General features: G+C 36.0%; 22 protein-coding genes and 1 pseudogene. 16 read left to right on the top strand and 7 right to left on the bottom strand.

Annotation, left to right across the window (positions count from 1 at the left end; translation table 11 throughout):
* Nucleotides 1–440: 440 nt before the first annotated feature.
* The 7 genes and pseudogenes from J5A55_RS04785 to J5A55_RS04755 all read right to left on the bottom strand — a co-directional run.
* Nucleotides 441–1,961 (bottom strand): hypothetical protein, encoded by a 1,521-nt coding sequence (locus tag J5A55_RS04785; RefSeq protein WP_004383381.1) that lies wholly within the window; start codon nt 1,959–1,961, stop codon nt 441–443.
* Nucleotides 1,962–1,987: 26 nt separating this feature from the next.
* Nucleotides 1,988–2,206 (bottom strand): hypothetical protein, encoded by a 219-nt coding sequence (locus tag J5A55_RS04780; protein WP_004383380.1) that lies wholly within the window; start codon nt 2,204–2,206, stop codon nt 1,988–1,990.
* 4 nt (nt 2,207–2,210) lie between these two features.
* Nucleotides 2,211–2,591 carry a hypothetical protein gene (locus J5A55_RS04775; protein WP_211802942.1) on the bottom strand — a complete coding sequence of 127 codons (381 nt, stop codon included), beginning with the start codon at nt 2,589–2,591 and terminating at the stop codon, nt 2,211–2,213.
* Between the two features lie 425 nt (nt 2,592–3,016).
* A complete protein-coding gene (locus J5A55_RS04770) occupies nt 3,017–5,050 on the bottom strand; it encodes a M13 family metallopeptidase (protein ID WP_004383378.1) in 2,034 nt (677 codons plus the stop codon).
* Nucleotides 5,051–5,147: 97 nt separating this feature from the next.
* Nucleotides 5,148–7,124, bottom strand: a complete 1,977-nt coding sequence (locus tag J5A55_RS04765; protein ID WP_004383377.1) for an ABC-F family ATP-binding cassette domain-containing protein — start codon at nt 7,122–7,124, stop codon at nt 5,148–5,150.
* Between the two features lie 250 nt (nt 7,125–7,374).
* Nucleotides 7,375–8,619: an acyloxyacyl hydrolase gene (locus J5A55_RS04760; RefSeq protein ID WP_004383376.1), complete on the bottom strand. Its 1,245-nt coding sequence runs from the start codon at nt 8,617–8,619 to the stop codon at nt 7,375–7,377.
* 49 nt (nt 8,620–8,668) lie between these two features.
* Nucleotides 8,669–8,893: pseudogene (locus J5A55_RS04755) on the bottom strand (outer membrane beta-barrel protein); the annotation flags it as partial.
* Between the two features lie 461 nt (nt 8,894–9,354).
* On the opposite strand from J5A55_RS04755, the gene glf reads away from it, so the two are divergent.
* The 16 genes from glf to J5A55_RS04680 all read left to right on the top strand — a co-directional run bounded on the left by glf (nt 9,355) and on the right by J5A55_RS04680 (nt 25,180).
* On the top strand, nt 9,355–10,524 hold the full coding sequence (gene glf / locus J5A55_RS04750; RefSeq protein ID WP_039851414.1) for a UDP-galactopyranose mutase: 1,170 nt from the start codon (nt 9,355–9,357) through the stop codon (nt 10,522–10,524).
* Between the two features lie 35 nt (nt 10,525–10,559).
* Entirely contained in the window at nt 10,560–11,108 is a 549-nt protein-coding gene (locus J5A55_RS04745; RefSeq protein WP_004383373.1) for a hypothetical protein, read from the top strand.
* A 282-nt stretch (nt 11,109–11,390) separates the two neighbouring features.
* Entirely contained in the window at nt 11,391–11,636 is a 246-nt protein-coding gene (locus tag J5A55_RS04740; protein WP_004383372.1) for a glycosyltransferase family protein, read from the top strand.
* 230 nt (nt 11,637–11,866) lie between these two features.
* Nucleotides 11,867–12,169 carry a LicD family protein gene (locus J5A55_RS04735; protein WP_487247512.1) on the top strand — a complete coding sequence of 101 codons (303 nt, stop codon included), beginning with the start codon at nt 11,867–11,869 and terminating at the stop codon, nt 12,167–12,169.
* A 757-nt stretch (nt 12,170–12,926) separates the two neighbouring features.
* Entirely contained in the window at nt 12,927–14,465 is a 1,539-nt protein-coding gene (locus J5A55_RS04730; protein ID WP_004383370.1) for an MATE family efflux transporter, read from the top strand.
* A 19-nt stretch (nt 14,466–14,484) separates the two neighbouring features.
* On the top strand, nt 14,485–15,561 hold the full coding sequence (locus J5A55_RS04725) for a glycosyltransferase family 4 protein (protein ID WP_004383369.1): 1,077 nt from the start codon (nt 14,485–14,487) through the stop codon (nt 15,559–15,561).
* Nucleotides 15,562–15,612: 51 nt separating this feature from the next.
* On the top strand, nt 15,613–16,548 hold the full coding sequence (locus J5A55_RS04720; protein ID WP_004383368.1) for a glycosyltransferase family 2 protein: 936 nt from the start codon (nt 15,613–15,615) through the stop codon (nt 16,546–16,548).
* A gap of 36 nt (nt 16,549–16,584) precedes the next feature.
* Nucleotides 16,585–17,754, top strand: coding sequence for an EpsG family protein (locus tag J5A55_RS04715; protein ID WP_082239111.1), 1,170 nt, complete (start codon nt 16,585–16,587; stop codon nt 17,752–17,754).
* A gap of 65 nt (nt 17,755–17,819) precedes the next feature.
* Nucleotides 17,820–18,830 carry a glycosyltransferase gene (locus J5A55_RS04710; RefSeq protein ID WP_004383366.1) on the top strand — a complete coding sequence of 337 codons (1,011 nt, stop codon included), beginning with the start codon at nt 17,820–17,822 and terminating at the stop codon, nt 18,828–18,830.
* Nucleotides 18,831–18,845: 15 nt separating this feature from the next.
* On the top strand, nt 18,846–19,886 hold the full coding sequence (locus J5A55_RS04705; protein WP_004383365.1) for a glycosyltransferase: 1,041 nt from the start codon (nt 18,846–18,848) through the stop codon (nt 19,884–19,886).
* Entirely contained in the window at nt 19,876–20,802 is a 927-nt protein-coding gene (locus J5A55_RS04700; RefSeq protein WP_211802913.1) for a glycosyltransferase family 2 protein, read from the top strand. The genes J5A55_RS04705 and J5A55_RS04700 overlap by 11 nt, the downstream gene beginning before the upstream one ends.
* Nucleotides 20,802–21,917, top strand: coding sequence for a glycosyltransferase family 4 protein (locus J5A55_RS04695; RefSeq protein ID WP_004383363.1), 1,116 nt, complete (start codon nt 20,802–20,804; stop codon nt 21,915–21,917). The genes J5A55_RS04700 and J5A55_RS04695 overlap by 1 nt, the downstream gene beginning before the upstream one ends.
* A complete protein-coding gene (locus tag J5A55_RS12305; protein WP_234396076.1) occupies nt 21,904–22,257 on the top strand; it encodes an acyltransferase family protein in 354 nt (117 codons plus the stop codon). Before J5A55_RS04695 ends, J5A55_RS12305 begins: the two co-directional genes overlap by 14 nt.
* Nucleotides 22,187–22,873: an acyltransferase family protein gene (locus J5A55_RS04690; protein ID WP_004383362.1), complete on the top strand. Its 687-nt coding sequence runs from the start codon at nt 22,187–22,189 to the stop codon at nt 22,871–22,873. The genes J5A55_RS12305 and J5A55_RS04690 overlap by 71 nt, the downstream gene beginning before the upstream one ends.
* 210 nt (nt 22,874–23,083) lie before the next feature.
* Nucleotides 23,084–23,998, top strand: a complete 915-nt coding sequence (locus J5A55_RS04685) for an O-fucosyltransferase family protein (RefSeq protein ID WP_004383361.1) — start codon at nt 23,084–23,086, stop codon at nt 23,996–23,998.
* Between the two features lie 3 nt (nt 23,999–24,001).
* The gene (locus tag J5A55_RS04680) at nt 24,002–25,180 is read left to right on the top strand and encodes a glycosyltransferase family 4 protein (RefSeq protein ID WP_004383360.1); all 1,179 of its coding nucleotides are present in this window, start codon (nt 24,002–24,004) and stop codon (nt 25,178–25,180) included.

Genomic DNA, 25,180 nt, shown 5'->3' with positions numbered 1-25,180 from the left:
ATTAATGTGCTGCACTTTGCAGCATCTTCATTTCTTGTTATTTTAAAACCGATGGAAACAAACGCTCATCAGCCAGTATCTTCAGCCCAAGCAGCCTCCAATTCCAAAGGCATTACGACAGCGTTAAATTTCCATCAGCTTTGCGATAAATTTCTAACCTATTCCCCATAAATTTCTAACACGTTCCCCGTAAACCGCAAACACGTTAGAAATTTCTCGCTAACACGTTCCCCGTAAATCGCAACCACGTTGGAAATTTACGGGGAACACGTTGGGATTTTAGTTCCAATAGCAAACTCAAACTTTTACAGATTTTTTTATTCTTTTGTCTAAGTCTGCTATATTATCATGAAGATGGTCTCTGTTTGTGATAACTCCGTGGGTTTGAGACCTTTTTACCCACGAAGTTTTTTTATAATATTTGCTTCTAATCTTCAAATTTAATGGAACTTTTGAGCTTTGGCACCATTGATACGACTTCCTGTCTTTACATTTATATTTGTTTTACTGAAATATAAACGATAAGCATTTCCTCCACCTTGAGGGTAAGCACTGGATGACCAATAGAAACCAATTTCATCCATATAGTTTAGTGTTCCAGAATAGTAGAAACCTGCGAGAGGTAATGGGAAGTATTTATTTGCATCGTCTGCGGAGAGGGGCTCCTTGTTTATCTTATTATTATTGCATTCACTTGCAACAGTTCGGTAATCTTTATCATCGTAGCCTTTTTCCTTTGAGAAATTAGGTATATGATCTTTCTTTAAAAACCACATAACCCCCTTGTGCAAATGTCCCATAGTCATCCATAACTCATTTTCGTCCCAGTGAGGATTTCCTTTCATACAATACCATGACATCTCGTTTGCATTAGGGAGAGTCTTAAATAGATCTGTAGTCGCCTCGTAAGGATTAGAACCGCCACCATTATTAAAATAACGATTCAAAGGATCACCATACTCTGGATAGTTCTGTCCTTGTTGATTATTAGCTGTTGGTTGCGAAGTTTCATGCCCGTACCAATAGTGATTCTGTGCATCCCACATATAATAGTTACCTGTTTTATATTCACGAGGAGTTACATTATCACTTATTTTGTAGTATTTATTTTTATCGAGGTTTTGGGAAACGTATGTTTTTGTGATAGTTCCTTCAATGTTAGTGTTTTTGTCTTTGCCTTTAATATAATAACGTACTTTAAAAGTGTGTGTCCCTGGTTTAACCACCATAAAAGAGATATTATCAGACGCACTATTAGTCAGAAGGAACCCATTATTCCCACTTCCCTTTGTGGTAAGTGTAATTTGCTTTTTACTTCCATTGCCTGTTAGTGTACCATTTGTAAGATCCAGTGTATAAGTGCCTGAAATATCATTGTTAGAACTTACCTCAATCTTTGTCAAATAACAGTTTTGTATAAGGCTATTAGTGGTGTAAGGTTGAAATATAATATAGGTAGCTTGATGATTCAATCGGAAACTGAAATTACTTCCGCCAATAGTACCTACTGCCTCTGCTGTACCACAATCACCAGATGGTCCAAAATGAGTAGAGTTGTTGGGAACTGTTTGTTCTTGATCTGTAGAAATAGTTACCTGATTTTGATTCCCACTCTTGCCAGGATAAAAAACCATATATTTACTTTTCTTAGTGAATTGACCAGGAACCTTGAACTGAAAAGAAGCTGTTTTACTCGTAGGTGTATTGCTACTCACTTGCCAAGTACCAGTGTCATCTTTTACCCAAATCTTGTCACCTGCTTCCCAATAGAAAGTACCATTATTTTCCATTGACGTGCGGGACATTGGACCGTTTGCACTAAATGTGGTTAGTTTAGAACCATTATCTACTCCATTTGTGTTTTGTGCTACATCTTCATTAGAACAAGAAGCAAATACTACAGTTAGACCACAAAGTATTGCCCAAAATAAGTGTTGGTATTTTAATGTTAATTTCATCATCTTTTTAAGTTATTACTGTTATTTGTCTATTTTTTCCAAGTCTCACTTTCTACATCCATATCTTTCCCAAATAGGGTTTGTTTCGCTTCTTCACTTTGACTTTCACTTTGAAGAGTTCCACCATCACTTGCAGGATTGTGTTGACCTGGGAAAGATGTTTCCATCAAATTAGTGGTTTCGTTTACTTGCATTACTATGCAGTTAGGAGCATAATAATACTTTTTCTTTTGTCTCTTTTTCTCCATTGTTTTATTGATTAAAAATAGTTGTTATTTCGTTTTTAATTTCTCTATATTCTAGTTTAGGTAAGGACACAAAAAAAGGAACAAAGGAAACTCCTAAAAGTCCTTTGTTTACAGGGTTTGCAGCACGCTTCGCGCGCGCGTATGCGAGAAGAAAAAATGTGTAATTTGCGCCTGCTCTACTAGAGAGAGAGAGAGAGAGAGAGAGAGAGAGAGAGAGAGAGAGAGAGAGTATACAAATATTTGGAACTACCAAATTATTTGCTATCTTTTTCTCGATTATTTTTCTCTCAGTATTCAATGATTCAAATGCAGATACACAATAAGCAACACCTTTATTATATAAGGCGTTGTTCGTTGTGACGTTATTATTTATTGCTTGAATCATTGTCTTTTGTTTGTTTCGAACGCAAAAGTAATAAAAGATATTAAAACAGCAAAGAAAACCAAAGAAAAAAAGAAAGAATAGACTTAATTTCTCTAAAAAGAGACAGAATAAGGCTTTAAAGACAGAGTAACAGAGGAACAAATTGATTTAGTAACAGACAAATGATTCTAAGACACAATGACAAAGAGACATATTATTTTAATGACATATTAAGACAGACTAACAGAAGAACATTGGATCATAGTAACTAGATGTGGAAAGGAAACTAGATCTGTCAACGACGGAATGATATGTCATTAAAGAATATGTCGCTCTGTCACTATGTCTTAAGAACATGGTACTCCCTTATGTTCCTTTGTTACTCTGTCTTAATATGTCATTAAAGAATATGTCTCTTTGTCTTAAACTATATTACTCTTGTAATCTTACCACAATTTCAGACGTTCGTTCTCTGGAATAAAGAGCTTATCGCCCTCCTTCACGCCGAACGCCTTATACCACGCATTGATATGAGGTAGAGCACCATTTACACGCCACTCGCCAAGAGAGTGAGGATCACTCTTCACACGACTACGAATCTCGGCCTCTGTAATATTGTTTGCCCATACACCAGCATAAGCAATAAAGAAACGCTGTTCTGGAGTAAAGCCCATGATAACCTTACCTTTCTTGGCTTCTGGCGTCTTCTCGAAAGCATTGAAAGCCACCTCAAGACCACCATGGTCAGCTAGATTCTCACCCAATGTGAGCTTACCATTCGCATGAAGATCAGGCAAAACCTTAATAGCACTGAAGAAGTCAGCATACTTTCCTGTACGAGCCTCAAAGTTCTTTCCGTCCTCTTCTGTCCACCAGTCTGTCATATTACCATCCTTATCATAATGACGTCCTTGATCATCAAATCCGTGTGTCATCTCGTGTCCAATCACCACACCGATGGCTCCATAATTGAAGGCATCATCGGCCTTAGGATCAAAGAATGGATACTGAAGAATACCTGCTGGGAAACAAATCTCATTTGTCGTAGGATTATAATAAGCATTCACCGTTTGTGGGGTCATCAACCATTCATCCTTATCAACAGGCTTACCAGCTTTCTCTTGAATAGTCACATTAGCCCAGAACTTACGACATGCTTGAACGTTATCATAAAAAGACTTTGACGGATCTATTGTAAGTTTACTCAAATCTTTCCACTTGTTGGGATACCCCACCTTCACATAGAAGGTAGAGAGTTTCTCAAGAGCGGCTTTCTTTGTTGGCTCACTCATCCAATCTTGTGCTTTAATACGCTCGGCAAGGCTCACCTGCAAGTTTTTAACTAATTCCTCCATACGTTTCTTACTTGACGCTGGGAAATAACGCTCACAATAAATACGTCCGAGTGGCTCGCCCATTTGTTCTTCCACTTGTCGTGTGGCACGTTTCCAGCGAGGATAATCCTCCTTGGTTCCACGCATGGTCTTACTAAAGAAGTTGAAATATTCAGCACGTACATTATCACTCAAACAATTAGCTGACGACAAGATTGCATCCCATTCCATTCGAGCACGAAGTTCATCTGTATTACCAGTAGATGCCAGTTTATCAACGCCTGCGAAGAATGAGGGTTGACCAACCACCATTGTTTGAATATCCTTACTCTGTATACCTTCAGCATTTGCCAATGATTCCAGAGGAAGATTAGGATATTTCTCCTTGAACTCATCAAGCGTCATCTTATTATAATTGGCCTCAACATCACGTAATTCTGTATTACTTTTTGAAATCAAAGCTAACATTGTTTCATAACGCATAATAACATCACGCTTAGCCTGTGCCTGTGCGTCAGAGAATCCAAAGAGTCGGAACATATTGACAATAAATTGGCGATAAGCATTACGAATCTCGCTCGTAGCTTTATCATTATCCAGATAATATTCCTTCTGACCAAGTGTTAACCCACCTTGACCAAGATTTAATATGTTCTGTTTAGCATTCTTTTGGTCGGCATCAAAACCATATCCAAAAGGTACACCATATCCAAAAGTGGCATACTTAATCTGAAGATTGCGAAGATCGGTCAACGTTTTTGCATTCTCCATTTCGTCCAACAGAGGTTTAACAGGACTTACGCCTTCCTTATTACGACGAACCGAATCCATAGCGAGCTTATAGAAGTCGCCTAACTTCTTCTCTACCGAACCTTCCTTGCCCTGCTTTTTGAGCAAGTCTGTAAGGATTGTGTTAATCCGCTTGTTATTGTTCTCCTGTAATTGGTCGAACGAACCAAAGCGTGAGAAAGCGCCAGGAAGGGGATTGAGCTTTTGCCATCCACCTGTGGCAAACGTAAAGAAATCGTCAGCCGGACGTACCGACTTGTCGAGATTTTCAGCCTTGATACCTGCCTGACCCTGTGCCATAGCAATAAAGGGGACAGATACAAAGAGCATCATTGGTAAAAGTTTTTTGATACGCATAGTAAAAATATTTGGTTTAATTCAAAATTCATAATTATGATTACCGATGTGGGTAATGTTAAACATCAAAGTTCAAAGTTTCAAAGTTTCAGGCTTTTCAAAGTTTCAGAGTTTCCAACTCTTCCGACAGTATGAGCCATCGTTCGTTTTCCTCATCAAGTTCACGCTGGAGGTTGGTATATTCCGTCACAAGCTCCATGTTCGAGGCATTCTCGGGTATCATCAATAGATCATCCAATTCTTTCTTACGTGCCTCCAACTTAGCAATCTTGGTTTCGGATTCCTCCACGGCACGTTGAGCCTTACGAATTTTCTTCTGTATCTCTTTGCGTTCGGCGTAAGATAAGGCCTCCCCCAACCCCTCCGAAAGGAGGGGAGCTTCCTTTCTGCTATTATTAGATGATGTCAACGAGAGGTTCTCTGCACTCTCCCCCTTTCGGGGGAGCTGGAGGGGGCTTTTTAACCAATCATAAATCCCCCCTAAATGCTCTCTCACTTTACTTCCACCAAACTCATAGACCTTACTTACCAATCCATCCAAGAACTCACGATCATGACTCACGATAATTGCCGTACCATCAAAGGCTTTGATGGCTTCCTTCAACACTTCCTTTGAGGCGATATCAAGGTGATTGGTAGGCTCATCAAGGATAAGAAGATTCACAGGCTCAAGCAAGAGTTTGATCATCGCCAGACGTGAACGTTCACCTCCTGAAAGTACCTTGACGTACTCCTCCGACGTTTCTCCACCGAACATAAACGCACCGAGCAAATCATTGATTTTCAATCGCATATCACCTGTGACGACCCTATCAATCGTCTCATAGATCGTAAGGTTCTCGTCTAACAATTGTGCCTGATTCTGTGCAAAATAACCTATCTGTACGTTATGTCCAATCTTCAGCGTACCATCAAAAGGAATCTCTCCCATGATACACTTCACAAAAGTAGACTTTCCTTCACCATTCTTACCGACGAACGCCACTTTCTCTCCTCGTTTAATAATCAGGTCCACCCCCTCAAACACCGTCTGACCCGGTCCATCACGATGCAATCTATTGGGATAAGTCTTCCCTAAGCCCTCAGCAATGATTGGATAATCTCCACTTCTCAGACATGGAGGAAACTTCAGACGCATAGCCGAATTATCCACCTCATCCACTTCTATTGGCACTATCTTCTCCAACTGACGAATGCGTTGTTGAACCTGTACGGCTTTGGTGGCTTGATAACGGAAACGCTCAATAAACGCCTTTGTATCGGCGATCTCTTTCTGCTGGTTCTCATACGCACGAAGCTGCTGTTCACGACGCTCTTTTCTAAGCACGAGATATTCGTCATACTTCACCCGATAGTCTTCCACATGCCCACAGGTTATCTCCAGTGTACGATTCGTAACATTATTGACAAATGCTCGGTCATGACTCACAAGCACAACGGCCTTAGCACTCTGTGCAAGGAATTGTTCCAGCCATTGGATGGACTCGATGTCAAGGTGGTTCGTTGGCTCATCCAATAGGAGTACGTCTGGACGACGGAGAAGAATCTTCGCCAATTCAATACGCATACGCCATCCACCAGAGAACTCACGTGTAGGGCGGTCGAAGTCGTCACGGCTGAATCCGAGGCCCGTCAGCGTGCGCTCTATCTCAGCCTCATAGTTCTCGCCTCCCATCATCATATACCGGTCGTGCTCAGTCGTAAAGCGTTCAACGAGTTCGGCATAGCTATCACTCTCATAGTCAGTACGCTCGGCCATCTCCTGCTCCATCTTCTTGAGCTTCTCCTCCATCTTTGTCTTATCAGCGAAAGCCTTACGTGTCTCCTCTTTCACCGTTGTATCGTCAGAAAGTTTCATCACCTGTGGCAGGTATCCAATCGTCAAATCATTGGGTACTGAGACAGCACCACTTGTTGGTTTCTGAAGACCACACAAGATTTTCAACATCGTCGATTTTCCAGCACCATTCTTTCCAACTAAGGCTATCCTATCTCGTTCATTGATGACGAATGAAACATCCTTAAACAATGGCTTCACGCCAAATTCCACCGTCAGTCCGTCTATTGATATCATTTCTTAATATTTATTCTGATCTTTACCTTTGCAAAGGTAATATTAATTTCTGATAACTACACATCCGAAGAAATAAAACATGGTATTTAAGAAGAGCATTATTTCATACCAAGAAGGGTGTTTCTTCAGACTCTAAGTAGATGTATTTGCGTGTCATCTATGCATAAGCCTCTCCCTTAATATTGCAAAATAACACTTCGTTAAGTACTTCCTTTCTGAAATAGAGGAGAGGATGAGACCTTTTATATCTCTATAATCTAACTGGCATTGAGATTTGTAATTCCGTGAAATCGGCTTTTGTAGCATGAGCATTTACACTGAATCCGAGCGTTAATCTTTTCAGTTTGGGGAAACTATAGAAGACACCCACTTGCTCGTGATAAGGATATTCAAGTCCGTGATTGGCACTATATCCCATGTGTCGGTAAAGATAATAACCGAGTGTGACGCGAACGGAAACATTCCCATAGTAAACCTCGTGACGCACCTCGATACTTGCTGACCACGGACTATGTTTCTCGTCAGTATGTCCGTTTTCTTTATCCATTCTTGCTACTCGATGCGCATATTCGCCGTAGAATACTCCGATGCCTATCCCCGATGCCCAACGGCGAGCGTAGCGATAGAGGATATGTGTGTGAAAGGAGTAAGCTCCGTAATAAGTAAAATGTTCTTTACGATAATTAGGCTGTCCTTGAGGGGTATTGAACTGAGTTTGTAGCCATTCCTCAAGTAATGTCTTCCCACCTAGTCCGAGGGTAAACTCGGTAAACCAATATTTCTGAAAGGGCTTGGTTTCATTAGTATTACGTTTCACAATGGGGCTTGTCGCCTGCTGAGGTTCGTAAACAAGTCCTACGAACGGACCTAAGTAATTTGCGCCTTTGTTGGGGCGTGCCATAGCTCCATTGCTGTGATGTGCGAAGTCTAATCCAGCCTTTACGCTCCATTCTTTCGCTATCTTAACTTGTCCGTACAAACCAGCGTTGAAATAAATATTTAGGTGTGAGCCGATATATTCATTATCTATATCGTTCTTCTGATTATATTTAAGGCTCGTGTAGGCAATACCTGTTCCTAGATAATATCCCCATTGCCAGTGCTTGCTTCGATAGAGTGGTCGGTTGAAGGTGCCGTATAAGGTGAGGAAGTTCCCCAGCTTACTGGTATAGTTTACAGGCTGCGCTTCGCCCCATGGATCATCCCTGTGCATGGTTGTTCCATGGTTGAGATGATAGCGGAGGCCGAATGAGAAAGTGGGGTAGTTATAGTCGTGTGCATACGCATTCTTCGTAGGTGTAATGTTTATTTGTGCAGCCCAAGAATGCGTGTCTTTCGTCTTAGTCCAGATACGTGGCTCCTTATCTAAAGTGAGCGTTTGTGCAGGGATATAGCGGAACTCTATCCCCATCTTCGCAATGGAGAGCGAGTCATTCACCTCTGCTGTCACATTGATTGAAAAGGTAGAGAGAAGTATGAGGATAGCAGTTCTCACCTTATTATATTATAGCACTTTAATCCTGTAGCCCAGTGTTATAATGTCTGGGGAGATTAGATAGATTCAGACCAAGCTTAGGGACTGCATAGATATCCCACTGCCCGTGCTCGCCTGTAGGCTTAGTATCTTGTACGATAGCATCTCTTACATTCTTGATACCATCCTTAACTGCCGGACCAATCTGCTTCGTGTTATCTTTGTTCAGAACTTGTGCCTGCCCGTTTGTTAGTGCCATAAACAATATGACCGTAATAAATAGAATCCTTTTCATTCCTTAGAGTAACTGATTTGGATACAAAGTTAGTTATTTTTCTCTAAATAACTGATTTGTGTGCACTTTATTCTACCTCAAAGGATGAAAACCAGTTCGTATTTTTATAATTTTTACTTAGCTGGAGGAATATTTCATTAATATTCTTTTTATTCTCGAAGTTTTTATTTAATTTTGCAGCGATAACAGCGAATTAGAGACTATTAAAGGAAAGAGTCTGCGAGCGAAGCTATCTACTGAATTGACCAGCACAGTGTTTATTGTTTGAACTAACGATTGTTACTGTACCACGTCTATTTGTTTTTGCTTTTGTTCTTATGTGGAGGAACCGTGATAGTCGTTGTCCTGCAAGCTATTCTTTGTTTGTAGGGAGGGTGTGTTATCTTCAAAATCTATTATTTCTCTGTTTTTGTAAAATCCCCATAGCTTGTTTAAACTTTTAACTTTTTTATAGTATGATTATTAAACAATATGATTATCTTATTGTTGGCGCAGGTCTTTTTGGTGCTACCTTTGCTTACTTGGCAACTAGGCAGGGGAAAAAATGTATGGTAATAGACAAACGTTCACAGCTTGGGGGTAATCTCTACTGTGAGAGTGTAGAAGGAATAAATGTACACAAATATGGTGCGCATATCTTTCATACATCTAGTAAGCGTGTATGGGATTTTGTAAATTCTCTTGTTGAGTTTAATCATTTTACTAATGCGCCTGTTGCGTATTATAAGGGTAAACTTTATAATCTACCTTTCAATATGAATACATTTTATCAGGTGTGGGGAGTAACTACACCTAAAGAAGCGCAAAAGAAACTTGATGAACAACGGGAAGAAGCTGTTGCTAGGATGAAGGCTGAGGGTGTTGACGAACCTCGTAATCTTGAAGAACAGGCTCTAGCATTAATAGGTAAGGATATTTATGAAAAACTGATAAAAGGGTATACGGAAAAACAATGGGGAAGGAAATGTACAGAATTACCAGCCTTTATTATCAAGCGTCTTCCTGTTCGTTTAGTTTACGATAACAACTATTTCAATGATAAATATCAAGGTATTCCTATTGGTGGGTATAATAAGCTAATAGGCACTTTACTTGAGGGGGTAGAGACGATTACTGATACAGATTTTTTTGAGTGTCAACATTCTTATGACGCAGAGGAAGAGAATCATAACTTACAAATTAAAGACTTTAAAGTACAATCTAAAAAACTTGTTTTTACAGGCAAGATTGATGAATATTTTGGATACAGTTTAGGTAAGTTGGATTATCGTACAGTTCGGTTTGAACAGGAGATTTTGAACACTGCTAATTATCAGGGTAATGCTGTTTTCAATTATACAGAAGTAGAAGTCCCTTATACACGCATTATAGAACATAAACATTTTGAATCATTTGGGCAGGAGATTTATACTAATCCTAAAACTGTCGTTTCGTATGAATATTCAATGGAATGGCAGGAAGGTATGGAACCTTACTACCCTGTAAATGATGAAAAAAATAATGAGCTTGCAAAACAGTATCGTGCATTGGCCGCAACAGAACCTGCTGTTATTTTTGGAGGAAGATTGGCTGAATATAAATATTATGACATGGCTCCTATTGTTGAACGTGTGATGCGATACTTTGTTTAAAATGTTTTATTGTACATAATAAAAAGGTGTTCTTTATGAGGTTTTTGATATTAATATTTTTTTTGTTTTTATCTTCTCGGAATGGTTTTGCAGAAATAAGTGATTCAACGATTTTTGCGGATGCTATAAATGGTAAAGAATCACCCATAGAGGCTTCTTTGGGGTTGTCTACAAAATATGTTTGGCGTGGTATTGAATATGGAACAGGGGCAGTTACTTTTGCAAAAATATCTTATCAGAAGAGAAAATTTGATGCATATTTAGAAGGTGTTTACAGCACTAATGGAAGTCATTCAGAAGTTGATTTGGGAATTGGATATACTTATAAATGGCTTTATATTGGTTTAGCTGATTACTATTATCCCTCGGCAGTTAGTAACAAAGATAAATATTTTAATTTAGCTAATAGAAGTACAGGGCATTATATAGAAATGAATAGTATATTACGTCCAACAAAGATACCCCTTCAGTTAACATTATCGTCCTACGTATTTGGAGCAGATAAGAATTTAAACGGTGGGCAAGCTTTTTCTTCTTATGCGGAGTTGGCTTATTTTTATAATTTAAGGATAATAATGTTTTAACTCTTACGTTAGGATCAAGTTTAAATAAGGGATTTTATACAGATTATGAGTCTGGATTTAATATAATTAATGTTTCCCTTAAATATGAAACAAACTTCACGTTAGGTTGTTTTCATTTGCCAGTCAGTGCATCTTATATCGTTAATCCTTATAGGGAGAAATCATATTTTACATTCTCTGTTTTCCTAAAAAGCAAAATATGAATACGGCTGTTATTTTAGCTGCGCGTAAAGAGCAGAATTCTTGTATACCCTTACCCTTTGAAAGAGTTTTTTATAGGAGATGGAAAAAACATGTTTATTGGAACGTATCCTTCTTATATTAGAAGAATATGGTTTTAGTAATATCTTGATAGTTGTTGGTTATCAGAAACATTTGTTTACAAAGTTTGTAAATAAGAATGTTCGGCTGATAGATAATCAAGAATATGAATTTACATCTTCAATGGGCTCGTTAGCTGTTGTAGAACCATATATTAAAGAAGATTTTTTATTGATAGAAAGTGATACTTTCTTTGAAAAAAACTAATAGAAAGAGTTTCGAAGGTAGAAGAAGGTAATTGTTTCTGTATAACAGAAGAGTCTGGAAATAGAGATGAAGCTTTTGTGCAACTAAGACAAGGAAGAGTACAATGGATATCAAAAGATTATCATCAGATTTCTCATATAGGTGGTGAGATGATAGTGGTGACAATCTTGTTGGATACTTCAGTATTTAAACTATTAAGATTACCATCGCATTTTCTTATAAGAAAATTTATGAAACGTTTGGAAGAAGTACCAAAGTCTTCGTATCATTGGCTTTATTCTATTATATCCTGTGAAAGTAAACCTATGCCTGCTGAGTGGTTTGGTAAAGGTGTAAAAATGCAGTTTGAGGATATTGATGTCTTGATACCGTCTAATTATGATGAGTATCTTATTTGTATGTATGGTGATTATATGACTCCACCTCCTGTAGAGAAGCGTCCAAGTAGTCATGCACGTTATTTTATAGACTTTCATCATCGTTATTCTATTGAGGAGGTTCGTAAATTAAAGGGAAAAAGTAATTCTTTGTGAAATAATAATCTAACATCATTTATTTTCTACATTTTAAATATGTAAATTAATGTTGTGTATGAATAGAGTAATATGGTGTTATTAAAATATGCTCATTCAAGATTCGAGTAACACTACTATAATTCTTCATGATGTAAGCTTTTGTAGTCTTTTATATTTCTTCGCATTTAACAATCTTCCTTACGCCTAGTTAATTTGTATGTTATTACTATTCGCACTAATGGTGTTTACCATTTGCACGATGGGTGTTAGGTTTTCGCAGGTTGATAAGGAGTGGGGAGAGAAGTTTATGACAATGTATTACTAATATGGAATAAAAGGACGTATGATAATGCATGTTATAGATGTGGAGACAACTTCTTGGCATTTCTTACCAAGAACGGTTTTGCGGAGAGTGTTCCGTTCTCATTTTACATCTTTGCTTTCTGTGATAGAGTATTTTTTAATAAAATTTTCTGTTACGTCTGTCATCTGGAATAAACTTTTAACATGTTGATTTGCAGTGTGTTTATATTAAATGTTAAAAATGACAGCAAAATACAATAATAGCAATATAGATACATTTTAAAAGAGGAAAAGATATTTTTTCTTAAAGAATAATGCACAGGGTAAGCCACTAGGCGCTTTCATCTCTCATATTGAAATAGCCCTTTCTTTAGTAAACTTAATCACTCCATATTTTAGATGAGTCTTAAAAAAATAGATATATAATTCTGAGGTTTTTTAATCGAGAAGTACTCTGTTTTAATAATAAGTTATGTCTCAAAATGTTTCCAATAATAAAGTAATTGCTAAAAATGCGACAATGTTATATTTTCGTATGTTTTTTACTTTGGTAATTAGTTTCTATAGTTCCCGAATTGTTTTAAGGGCTCTTGGCGTTTCTGATTACGGTATTTATAATGTTGTTGGTGGGGTAATCGCTGTGATAAACGTGTTGACTAGTTCATTAGGAACAGCAACATCCCGTTTTTTGACATACTCTTTAGGCAAGGGGAGTTTGCGCGAGCTCCAGATAACATTTTCGACAGCCTATTACATTCATGTTATGCTGGCTTTATCTTTTTTGTTTTTGGCAGAAACAATAGGATTGTGGTTTGTAAACACACAGCTCGTGATTCCTGAAGGGAGAATGGTGGCAGCTAATTGGGTTTATCAATCTGCTGTTTTGAGTACTGTATTAGGTATTACTCAGATACCTTATGATGCTGCTATTAGTGCTCATGAAAAAATGGGTGTTTTTGCCTATTTACAGATTTTTAATGCAATTTTAAAGCTCGGTATTGCTTTTGTTGTTTTAATAGCAACTATAGATCATCTTATTTTATATAGCGTTCTGTATGTTTTTTTGTCTATAGCCTTTTTATTATATTATCGCTATTACTGTAAAAGGAATTTCGCTGAGTGTAGTTTGATTTTAGTCTTTAAAAAAATATTATTTAAGCAGATGTTGGCATTCTCAGTGTGGAGTATGTTTGGGAATGTTACGAATACGTTTAAAGATCAAGGATTAAATGTATTACTTAATCGTTTTTTTGGTACGCTATTAAATGCTGCTGCTGGTGTTGCAGGTCAGGTTATGGGAATATTGTCTGCATTTGCGGGTAATATAACTTTAGCTTTTCGTCCTCAGATTGTTAAGGAATATGCTGCTGGAAACTATACCCGATTTAATTATTTGATATGTATGGGGACAAAATTTCAGGTTATAGTCTGCATTCTGAGTGTCGTCCCAATATTCTTTAATTTAGATTTTCTGATGGGACTATGGTTGGATGTTGTCCCTGATGGTGCTGTTGTCTTATGTCAAGTATTATTGATTAATACTATTTTCTTTAGTCTTAATCCGTTTATCTATTATGGTATTGTTGCAACAGGGCGTGTTCGTAGTATAAATTTAGCGTTGGGAATATTGTATGTAGTTGCCCTTGTGTTATTCTTTGTTACACTTAAGATAACAGGTTCTTATGTGGTAACATACATAATGAATTTATTGGTCTCACCAATATCAACTGTATTTTACGTGATTGTCTTAAAGAAAATACTATCAGAATTCGATGTTAAAGCGTTTGTTGTCAATACTTTATTTCCTTTAATTCTACTTGCTTTCTTGTCAATTCTTTTAGCATGGTTTATTACTTTATCTTTTGATAATGTATGGATAAAATTATTCGTAACTTTGCTGATTTGCACTTCTTTTATATGTAGTATGTCTTATTTTTTTCTTCTAGATGTCAATACGAAAGCTTTTTGTAAAAATTATATCTTTAAAAAACTTCATCTTTTAAATACTTGATTGATAAAAGGTAAACTCTATGAAAATAGCATATATTGTCAATGGTTTGTACAATTCAGCTGGTATGGAGCGTGTTTTAACGGTTCGTGCCAATAATTTGTGTAATTTATATGATATCACTTTTATAACAAAAGCTCAAGGTAATAGACCTGATTATTTTCCTTTAGATAAAACGATTCATAGAATTGATATTGCAGAAGAGGTTGCTTACAGAGAGGGATTGGAAAAATGTTTATTGGAAAACAAATATGATATTACTGTATCAACTGGTGGAAGTGAGTTTTATTTTCTCTATAAAATAAAAGATGGCAGTAAAAAAATTTTTGAGTTTCATTTTTCGTATGATATTTCTCAAGTCTGGATGAGCGGAGTTAAGAATTCTTTTAAGCGTAAAATATTAATAGAATTGCAGAAGTTCAGAAGAATTTACATAGCAAGATATTATGATAAAGTCGTTGTATTGACTAAGACTGATTGTCAGAGGTGGGGAAGGTGGCTTAGCAATGTAACTTATATATATAATCCATTAACTATTGTACCTAAAAATAAGTCTTTGGTGATGGATAAAACGGTCATTGCTGTAGGTCGTCTTGATCGTCAGAAGGGATTTGATCTTTTAATAAATGCTTGGGAGATTGTTTTTGCCTCTTTTCCTGATTGGAAACTTCATATTTATGGAGAGGGCATATTAAGAGAACAGCTTCAAAGTTTAATAGATAGAAAGGGATTATCTTCTTCTTTAGTATTATGTGGTGCTACAAATAATATCATTTCAAAGTATTGTGAAAGTTCTATTTTTATTCTAAGTTCCAGGACAGAGGCTTTTGGTTTAGTCTTGACAGAAGCTGAAGCTTGTGGGCTTCCTATTGTTGCTTTTGATTGTCCCTCTGGACCTCGAGAATTGATGGAAGATGGGGAAAACGGTTTTTTGGTTAGACCTGTTGGCAATATAGAGCAATTAGCAAATCGTATTATAAAACTGATTTCAGATGTTTCTTTGCGTCAGAAAATGGGACAGCGTTCTTCTGAGTTATCTCAGAAATTTAGTATCGAGAATATATCAAAAAAGTGGGTTCAGTTATATAATCAGCTTTGAAGATATTAATTATACACATCATATTCCAGATATTAAATATCCCTTATCAATATGAAAAAAATCTCAATACTTATTCCTGCTTATAATATTGCTCATTTGTTACCCAGATGCTTAGAGTCTATACTTTCTCAGAATACTGATAATATAGAAATAGTAATTGTTGATGATGGTTCTACTGATAAGACTTTAGAATGTATCAATGATTATGCTGCACAATGGAAATGTATAAGAGCTTTTTCAAAGAAAAATGAAGGAGTTGGAGCTGCGCGTAACTTTCTGTTAGAGAATGCTGTAGGAGAGTTTATATGGTTTATTGATGCTGATGATTATATAGTCTATGGATGTCTTGATACAATCCTATTATTGCTTGATAATTCTGTAGATGCGTTGGCAGTTGCATACAATGATGCCCCATTATTATCTTTTGTAGGTTCAGGAATAGAGTATATAAGGAAAAGATATATCAATGGATATCTTTGGTCAAAGATTATAAGACGAAGTATTATAGAAGATGCTCATATACGTTTTGAGCCAGGTAGATATTCACAAGAAGATTGGTTTTTCTTGATGCAAATTTATCCTTTATTGAAGGAGGTTAAGCAAATCCCTTTAAAAGCATATTGCTATAGTGATGACAATAATGCTTCTGTAATGCGTAGTGCTGGGATGGAACATAAAAGAAAGCTTGTCGCAGATTCTCGTGAAACTATCTGCAATTTTAAATCTCTACTTGATGGTATAAAGCAGGAGTCTTACGCTGATGATTATGCACAATGGATGAATTTCTCTGCAGCGGGCTACCTTTACAGTTTATTTCCGCTTGATTATTCTATAGAAGAAGTTAAGCGTGATCTTAATATTTTCAGAGAAAAGAGAATTTATCCTGTCGGTAATACAGGAATAAGAAAGTTTAATTTATTTCTAAGTGTAGTCAATCATGAATGGCTTTATCTTATTTTAATCCGATTTTACAGGTTATTCAAATAACATAGTTAATCGAATGTTAGAATCGTCTCATAGTATATGTTTTATATTTTCTTATATATAGTTGTTTCTGCTATTTGCTTTTATTTGTTAAATAGTAGACGTAGTATCAGTAGTTCATGGCTTATAGGAATTTTATTGTTATTGGCGTTGGTTGTAGGATTAGGAGATATGTTAGGCGGTTATGACCGTTATATCTATTGTGACTTGTTTGACTCTAATGCTAATAGAATTCGTGCGGGTGGATCTTTTTTAAATCCTGAAAGTCCTCTTATGGGATATAGTAAGGAGATGTCATATGTAATATGGAATTGCTTAGTCGCTTATATAACGCCTAATAGATATATATATATTCTCATCACAACACTCTTTGTTTACACACTCTTATTTTATTCTCTCCGAGATATTTTTAAGAAGTATCCTATTTCCATTTTAATTTTTATGGGTTTATGGTTCTTCTTTACATTTACTTATCTTCGTCAGGTAATGGCTGCAAGTTGTGCTTGGCTATCTTATAAATATGTGATTCAAAAGAAATTTATCCCTTTTTTGATACTTTGGTTTGTTGCCTATAAGTTTCATAATTCTGCAGTTATATTTTTTATATTTTATTTTCTACCTGAAAGGAAATGGAAAAAATCAACTATTATCACTGTCTTGGTATTTTTCTTTATAATAGGTGCTTCTGGAGCTCCTATGTCGGTCTATACTCTTTATGATGATGCTTTAGATGCTCAAAGAGCATCCAGTTATGCTGTTGATTATGCTGTTATTCGAATTGATTATGTTCTTGAAGTAATAGTTATGATGTATCTGATTCTTTCTCGTTATGATGAGATTCCTGGGGATAGAGAGCATATAGTATTTTTGAATGCAGCATTGATGTTTTGCATTATTCTGCTTACATTCCTCCATTCTTCTAATGCTGGTAGACAAAGCTGGTATTATATGTTGGGTATTATATATATACTTTCTTTTTTGTCTTCGAGAAGAAAGCTAATAGACAATTATACAAAGGTGGTATATATACTGGTTACGGTTCTTTATTTGCGTATAGTTTTCGGTTGGGGAGTGCTTATAAGCCCTTACAAGTCTTTCCTAACAGATGGGCATCGTGCTAATGATCCTATTTATTTTCTTTTTGAATACGACAATAGATATGATACAGATAAGTTTTACCGGACTCCCTTTGATATTTACATACCATAGCAAATGATAATTGAAGGATTTTTCATTTATTAGCGTATAGTCGTTTTTAATAGAAATTTAAATTTATGGAGAAATCTAATTTTAAATATTCAGTTGCTATCCGTACAGTTGGCAAGGCTGGTGATAAGTATATTCAAGAACTACAATCACTTCACAACCAAACGATAAAACCAGAGCATATTTATGTGCATTTAGCACATGGTTTTGAGCGTCCGAAAGAGCAAGTCGGTATGGAGGAGTATATTGATACTCCCAAGGGCTTGGTACATCAGAGGGCTGCTGCTAATATGGTAGAGGAAGAGTATGTGCTTATAATAGATGATGATGTCTATTTCCCAGAAGATGCCGTTGAAAAAATGTATAATGCGCTGCAGGAGTATGGTGCTGATGGTATTGCACCAGACACTTTCCCTACTCAGGATATGAGTTTTCTTTCAAAATTAGGAGCGTATATAACAAATACTGTTAAAGGACGGAGAAATGATGGATGGGCTATTCGTATTCAACGTTCTGGAGCATTTTCCTATAATTCGAAGCCAGAAAAAGGTGCCATTTATCCAACCGAAAGTGCAGCAGGAACAGCAGTTTTTATGAAGACAGAGGTGTGGAAAGCAATTCATTATGAACACGAGGTGTGGATTGATCAGTATCCTGCTGGTACGTTTGGAGAAGATCAGTTGATGTATCAAAAAATAGTGGAGAATGGATATAAGCTTTTAATGTGGTATGATTCAGGGGTTGTTCATTTGGATGCGAATACCAATAAAGCAAGTCAGAAATCGTATGATAAAATATATTATCGTGCTATGGCACAGTACCTGACTTGGTATCGTTGTGTGTATGACTTACCAAAGAATACATATACAGATAAACTAAGGGACAAGTTGGCTTATGGTCATAGATTTTTACTGAGTTGTAGTGTAAGATTGCTCTATTCCATCCTCCAGTTCTCTCCAAGATTCTTGACAGCGCATATTAAGGGAAATCTAGATGCTAGAAGATTTGTGAGAAGTAAGGAATATACCCGTCTTCCTCGTTTTGTGCTCTCTGTGGAGAATAGAACTCTATATTTATAATAATATTCTGTAGATATGGGGAATATCAAGTTTAGTATAGTTGTTCCTGTATATAATGCAGAGGGGTTTCTGCGTCAATGTCTTAATTCTCTTTTGCGGCAAGGTTTGGACAGTTATGAGATTTTGTTGGTGAATGATGGAAGTACAGATAGTTCTCTGTCTATATGTCAAGAATATGCTAATGAAAATTCGAATATAAAAGTACTGAGTCAAACCAATCAAGGGGTTTGTGCAGCACGGAATAATGGTCTGGAACATGCGATGGGAGAGTGGGTTATATTAGTAGACTCAGACGACTATCTTCTTGACAATGGATTGTATACGGCTTTTTCAGCTGTAGAAAAACAAGAAGATTATGACATCATTCAGTATAAGAGTAGTTATGATTTTTGGCCAAAGAATATACTTACTTCTGAAGTAACTTTTAATGGGGAAGGGCTTGAATTGGTTAGACAGTCTGGCTTTGTCTCTTTCTGTTGGTTATGTTTCTATAGAAGAGATTTCTTGAATAAAAATCATATTCATTTTAATAATAAATATATTGTTGGCGAAGATCAACTATTTGTAGCAAATGTTTTCCTTCATAATCCGCGGACTGCTGTTGTATCAACGGATTTGTATCGTTATATTGTACATGAAAATAGTGCTACTACCAAGCGTGATGTAAAGTATACAAGACGTTGTGTTGAAGATTATTTGTCATCTTTCAATGATATATTAAGCATTGCTAAGAATGTAGAAACTGATGATAGAGACAGTGTTGTTCAAGCTTGTTATAAAGCCTTGAATTCTAAAAAAATGTTTGGCTTTAGTAGAATGTTATCATCTCAATATGATTATGGCTATTTTAAAAAAATTAGTTTAAAGGCACAAGAGATTGATTTCTATCCAGTTTTCCCAAACGGAAATGGAATAAAAGAGAAGGTTATGACTTGGATAATTAATTTAGCTATTAAACATTATTTAGTCTATAAGCCTGTTTCATGGTTCTTCAATAATATAATTGTAAATTTTATTCTCCCACGATTAAGAACAAATATCAAAAATGGAAAGTAAGACAGTAACTATAGTCACTCCTACTTACAATCGTGCAGACAGACTCCCTATGTTATTTAAAAGTCTTTGTAAACAGAGTTGCCAAGATTTTGAGTGGTTATGTATAGACGATGGGAGCTCTGATGATACGGAAAGACTGATTAGTCAGTTTATTCGGGATAGATCACAAGATGGAGCCAGTTTCCCTATAAAATATATTTATAAAAAGAATGGGGGGAAGCACTCTGCACTGAATGTTGCTTTCAAAGAGACGCAGTCAAAATTGTTATTTATTGTTGATTCTGATGATGTTTTAACAAATGATGCTGTGGCTTCAATAGTTTCTGACTGGAATCATATAGATGATAAAAAGAATATCTGTGGAATTGGTTATTTACGTGGATATTCTGAGTCACAAAAAATAGGAGACGCCTATTCTGCACATTACTTTATCAGTAATTTTATAGAAGAACGTTTTAATAGGAATATAAATGGAGATAAGGCTGAAGTTTGGGTGACTGATAAATTGCGTGAATTTCAATTTCCAGAAATAGAAGGAGAAAAATTTATCTCAGAGTCTGTTGCGTGGATATGGCTTGCAAAAAAATATAATATGCTTTTTGTGAATAAAATTATCTATATAACAGAATATTTAGAAGGAGGGCTGTCTGATTCTGGGCGTGTGTTGAGATTTAAATGTCCTGCGCTAATGGCGTATGGATCTTTAATGACTATGTCTAAGGAATTTTCTTTCAAAATACGCATAAAGGAAACATTACTTTATATAGTATATTCTCTCTTTGGGAAAAAAAGTATTTGTGAACTTTTTCGTTGTGATTATAAATTACTTGTTTTTTTTAATCTTATTCCAGGATATTTACTTTATCAATATTGGAAAAGAAGGTTCATGAAGGATGTTAATGAGTTGATATATTAATGCGAATATTACAGGTAATTACATCTTTGGATATGGGGGGGGCTGAAACGTTGGTAGTTAATTTGATACCAAGGTTGCAGGCTTTGGGAAATACAGTGGATTTATGTATCTTTAAGAGTACAGAAACACCGTTAACTCAGAAACTGAAGAGAGAAAGTCCGGAGACAAAGATATATGCATTAGGGCATGGAGTTTATAATCCACTCTATATATTAAAGCTGGTAAAGATAATGAAGAATTATGATATTGTTCATACGCATAATTCATCACCACAACTATTTGTAGCTATTGCTAACTTATTTTGTTCTCAAAAGCTGGTCTCTACAGAGCATACAACTTCTAATCGCAAACGTGAATGGAAATGGTATGCACCTATTGAGAGTTGGATGTATGGGCAATATAATCATGTGATTTGTATAAGTCAGATTGCCGAAGATAAATTGCGAGAATATATGGGAGGAGTTTGGTTAGATAAGACTAATCCTCAATATAAGCAAATCTCAACGATTAATAATGGCGTAGATGTTAAGGCTATTAGTGATGCAACTCCTGATAATGCTTTGTTGTCATTAAAGGAACAAAGGAAGGCTATCTTGATGGTAGCTGGATTTCGAGATGCGAAAGATCAAGATACGGTTGTTAAAGCCTTAGGACTACTCAATAACAATGACTTTGAGGTTTGGTTTGCTGGGGTTGGTATACGTCAAGAAATAGTTAAGCAGTTAGCAGAGTCACTTGATGTAAGTGACCGAGTGAGGTTTTTAGGCTTACGTACTGATATCCCAAATGTTCTGAGAGCTGCAGATATTATTGTAATGTCTTCTCATTGGGAAGGGTTGAGTCTTAGTAATGTAGAGGGAATGAGTGCACATAAGCCTTTTATAGCCTCTGATGTAAATGGTTTGAAAGAGGTTACTAATGGATACGGTATTCTTTTTCCACATGAGGATGCAAAAGCATTGGCTGAAGAAATCAACCGATTAACAAGTGATGAAGCTTATTATGACGAGATTGCAGAACACTGTTATAATAGAGCCTTGGAGTTTGATATTTCAAAAATGGTCAATGGATATAATAAAGTTTATAATGATGTAATTTCTAATGGAAAAAGATAGAATAGCATATTTAGATTTTGTAAAGTTCGTAGCAATACTTCTTGTATGTGTTGGGCATTGTTATGTAATGACACCAGACTTAGATAGCATTGTTCGACCGATTATCTATTCTTTTCACATGCCTTTGTTTATGTTGGTGTGTGGTTACTTCTCTAGTCGTAGCTTAGAAATCCCTATTGAATCCCTTTTTGTAAAGAAAAGTAAACAATTGTTGCTTCCTGTTGTATCGTGTACTATTGTGAGTATTTGTCTATTCGGGGGGGATTCGTATGGAGATTATAGGCTGTGTTTGGTTTCTAAAGAATCTGTTTGTATGCTATTTTATAGCAAGGTTTGTTAAATGTGTTAAAATACCAGTAGAGATAACGTTCCCGCTTTCATGGGTAATACTTTTAATTATTCCTTTTGGTGGAACTTTAATGATTAATTTTCTCTATTTTTATTTTTGTATTGGCTATTTAATCCATAAATATCTCGATTATCTTCAAACTTATAAAATTCCTCTATTTGGTATTTCACTTGTCTTTTTCATTATTGCAGTTTGTCAGAACTGGACAAATCTTTCAGAAAAAGTTGATATGAATTTACTTATGTATAGTTCTTTCAGATTTATGGTACAAGTTTTTGTTGGACTTTCTGGCTCTATAGTCGTAATAGGTATTTGTGAATTGATATATAAGTTGTTTGGAAAGCGACAGAGGGTAGGGAAGATTCTATCATATTTTAGTACTATTGGAAGATATACTTTGGGAATATATGTTGTACAAACTTTTATAATAGAGCGATTAATAACTGCATATATAAAGTTAAATGAGATTGTTATTTCATCAGCTTTTACAGATATTATCTTTATACCACTGATTGGTAGTGCCTTATGTCTTGTTTGCTATTATGTTGTTCGTATAACACAATCAATTAAAGTAATAAATATTCTTTTCTATGGGGGACAGAAATAGGGAAGTATAAGTTATTGTCCCATTGGAACTAAATTTTAAAATTATGGTTGAGAATGTTATTGATTTATAGAGCTGCTGTTTTAAGAGCTTCTCGGTTTTCTGGATTTACATAGTTATATTCAGAAGCGTAATTTGAGATTTGAACGTTAATTTATGATAGGAAGAAATTATTTAGTTAAGCTTATAGATTGCTGTTATCGTGAACCTCTGATGAAGTTTAGGATAATGAAGGAGAAAGGGTTCTCTTTATATAAAATAGGTGAAAGTTATCCATATATTTTTATGGCAGATGGCAGAATTCCACATGGTGGAATGTTTGATAGACTGAAAGGTCTGATTACCATTTATGCTATTTCTAAAGCTTTGGGTAAGCCATTTAAGTTGAACTGGAGTTATCCGTTTGTATTAAGCAAATATCTTGAGCCAAACGAGTACGATTGGCTAATTGATGAGAGCCAAATGAATTTTGGTTTTCTTTCATATAATAATGTTATAGCTTATGGAGAGATAGTAGACCCTTCTCGTTTATATAAAAAGCGTTCATCCGAAACACATTTCTATTATGGCTATAACTCATTAGATAAGGTGAATGCTTATTTTGGAACGAATTACCAGTGGGGCGAGTTGTATAGAGAGTTATTCCGTCCAACAACTTATCTTCAACGCTATTTGGACCTATATCAGTCAGAGATTGGAGCTAACTATATCGCAATTCATACACGTTTTATGAATCTTTTGGGTGATAAGACGGAAACAGCAATCAACCCAGAGTTAGACTCTGAGAATCAAAAAAGAGCATTGGTAGAGGCAGCTATCAATTCTGTACAGAAGATATCTGAACAGCATCCTAACACAAGGATTCTTATTGCTTCGGACTCTATGGTTTTTATAGAGGAGATAAAAAAAGCAATGCCCAATGTATATATTGTGCCTGGAACTGTTAAGCATATAGATACTGCAGGGGAAACAGATGATTCTGAGAATATAAAGATGTTCACTGATTATTATTTAATCAGTGGTGCGCAAAAGGTGTATAGCTTATGGCATGAAGGAATGTGGAAGAGCGCATTCCCTGAGTATGCTGTACGAATTGGAAATGTGAATTTTGAACGTATCGAGTTCTAAATCATGAAGAAGAAGTTAATTCGCGTTACAACTGCGGACATATCCTTAGATGGATTGCTAAGAGGCCAGTTGAAGTTTTTGAGCCAATATTTTGAGGTGATTGGTGTAGCAAAAGATACTGGTGTGCTGGAGGAGGTCAGTGAGCGAGAGGGAATCCGTGTGGTAGATGCTCCGTTAGAACGTCCTATTAGTTTAGTGAAAGATATCAAGGGGTTATGGTTCTTGTATCGTCTGTTTCGTAAGGAGAAGCCATGGTGTGTACATGCTAATACTCCTAAGGGAAGTCTTTTGGCAATGACTGCTGCGTGGTTTGCATGCGTTCCGCATAGAGTTTATACCGTCACTGGCTTACGTTATCAGGGTGCTCATGGGCTTTTCAGAATAATTTTAAAAGGAATGGAAATCTGTACCTGTTTCTTTGCAAATAAGGTAATTCCAGAAGGAAATGGAGTAAAGCAAATTTTGCAGGAGGATAATATAACAAAAAAGGAGTTGAATGTTATTCTGAATGGAAATATAAATGGAGTTGATATTGACTATTTTTCTCCTGACCACTTTACTGCAGAAACAAGAATAAAAGGAAAGCCATATACAGGAAATAAAGAGGAGATTCGTCAAGACTTAAATCTTAGTAAAGATGATTTTGTTTTTATTTTTATAGGGAGAATCGTTGGAGATAAGGGCATGAATGAATTATCTGATTCTATGAAACGTTTTCAAAAAGAAGGTAAGAATGTAAAGTTACTTCTTGTTGGACGCTTTGAATCAGAACTCGATCCTTTAAAGAATGGTAATGAGAATTTTCTTAGAAACAATCCAGATGTACGGTTTGTTGGCTATCAAACAGATGTGCGCCCATTCTTTATTGCAGCAGATGTTTTAGTTTTTCCAAGCTATAGAGAGGGCTTTCCTAATGTAGTCTTGCAAGCTGGTGCGATGGGTCTCCCATCTATTGTGACTAATATCAATGGATGTAATGAGATTATCAAAGAAGGTCAGAATGGTAAAATATTTCCTTCTAAAGATGCAGATACATTATTTAAGGAAATGAAGTGGTGTATAGAAAATAAAGATCTTATAAAGGTGATGGCTTCACAGTCTCGTAAAATGATAGTTGATAGATTTCGACAAGAGGAGGTTTGGAAGGCAACACTCAAAGAATACGAAAAACTTGAAAAGTAG

It is taken from the genome of Prevotella veroralis (genome assembly GCF_018127765.1).
Lineage (GTDB): Bacteria > Bacteroidota > Bacteroidia > Bacteroidales > Bacteroidaceae > Prevotella > Prevotella veroralis.
The sequence above is the reverse complement of the archived record's forward strand: the minus strand, read 5'-3'. Positions and strand labels throughout refer to the sequence as shown.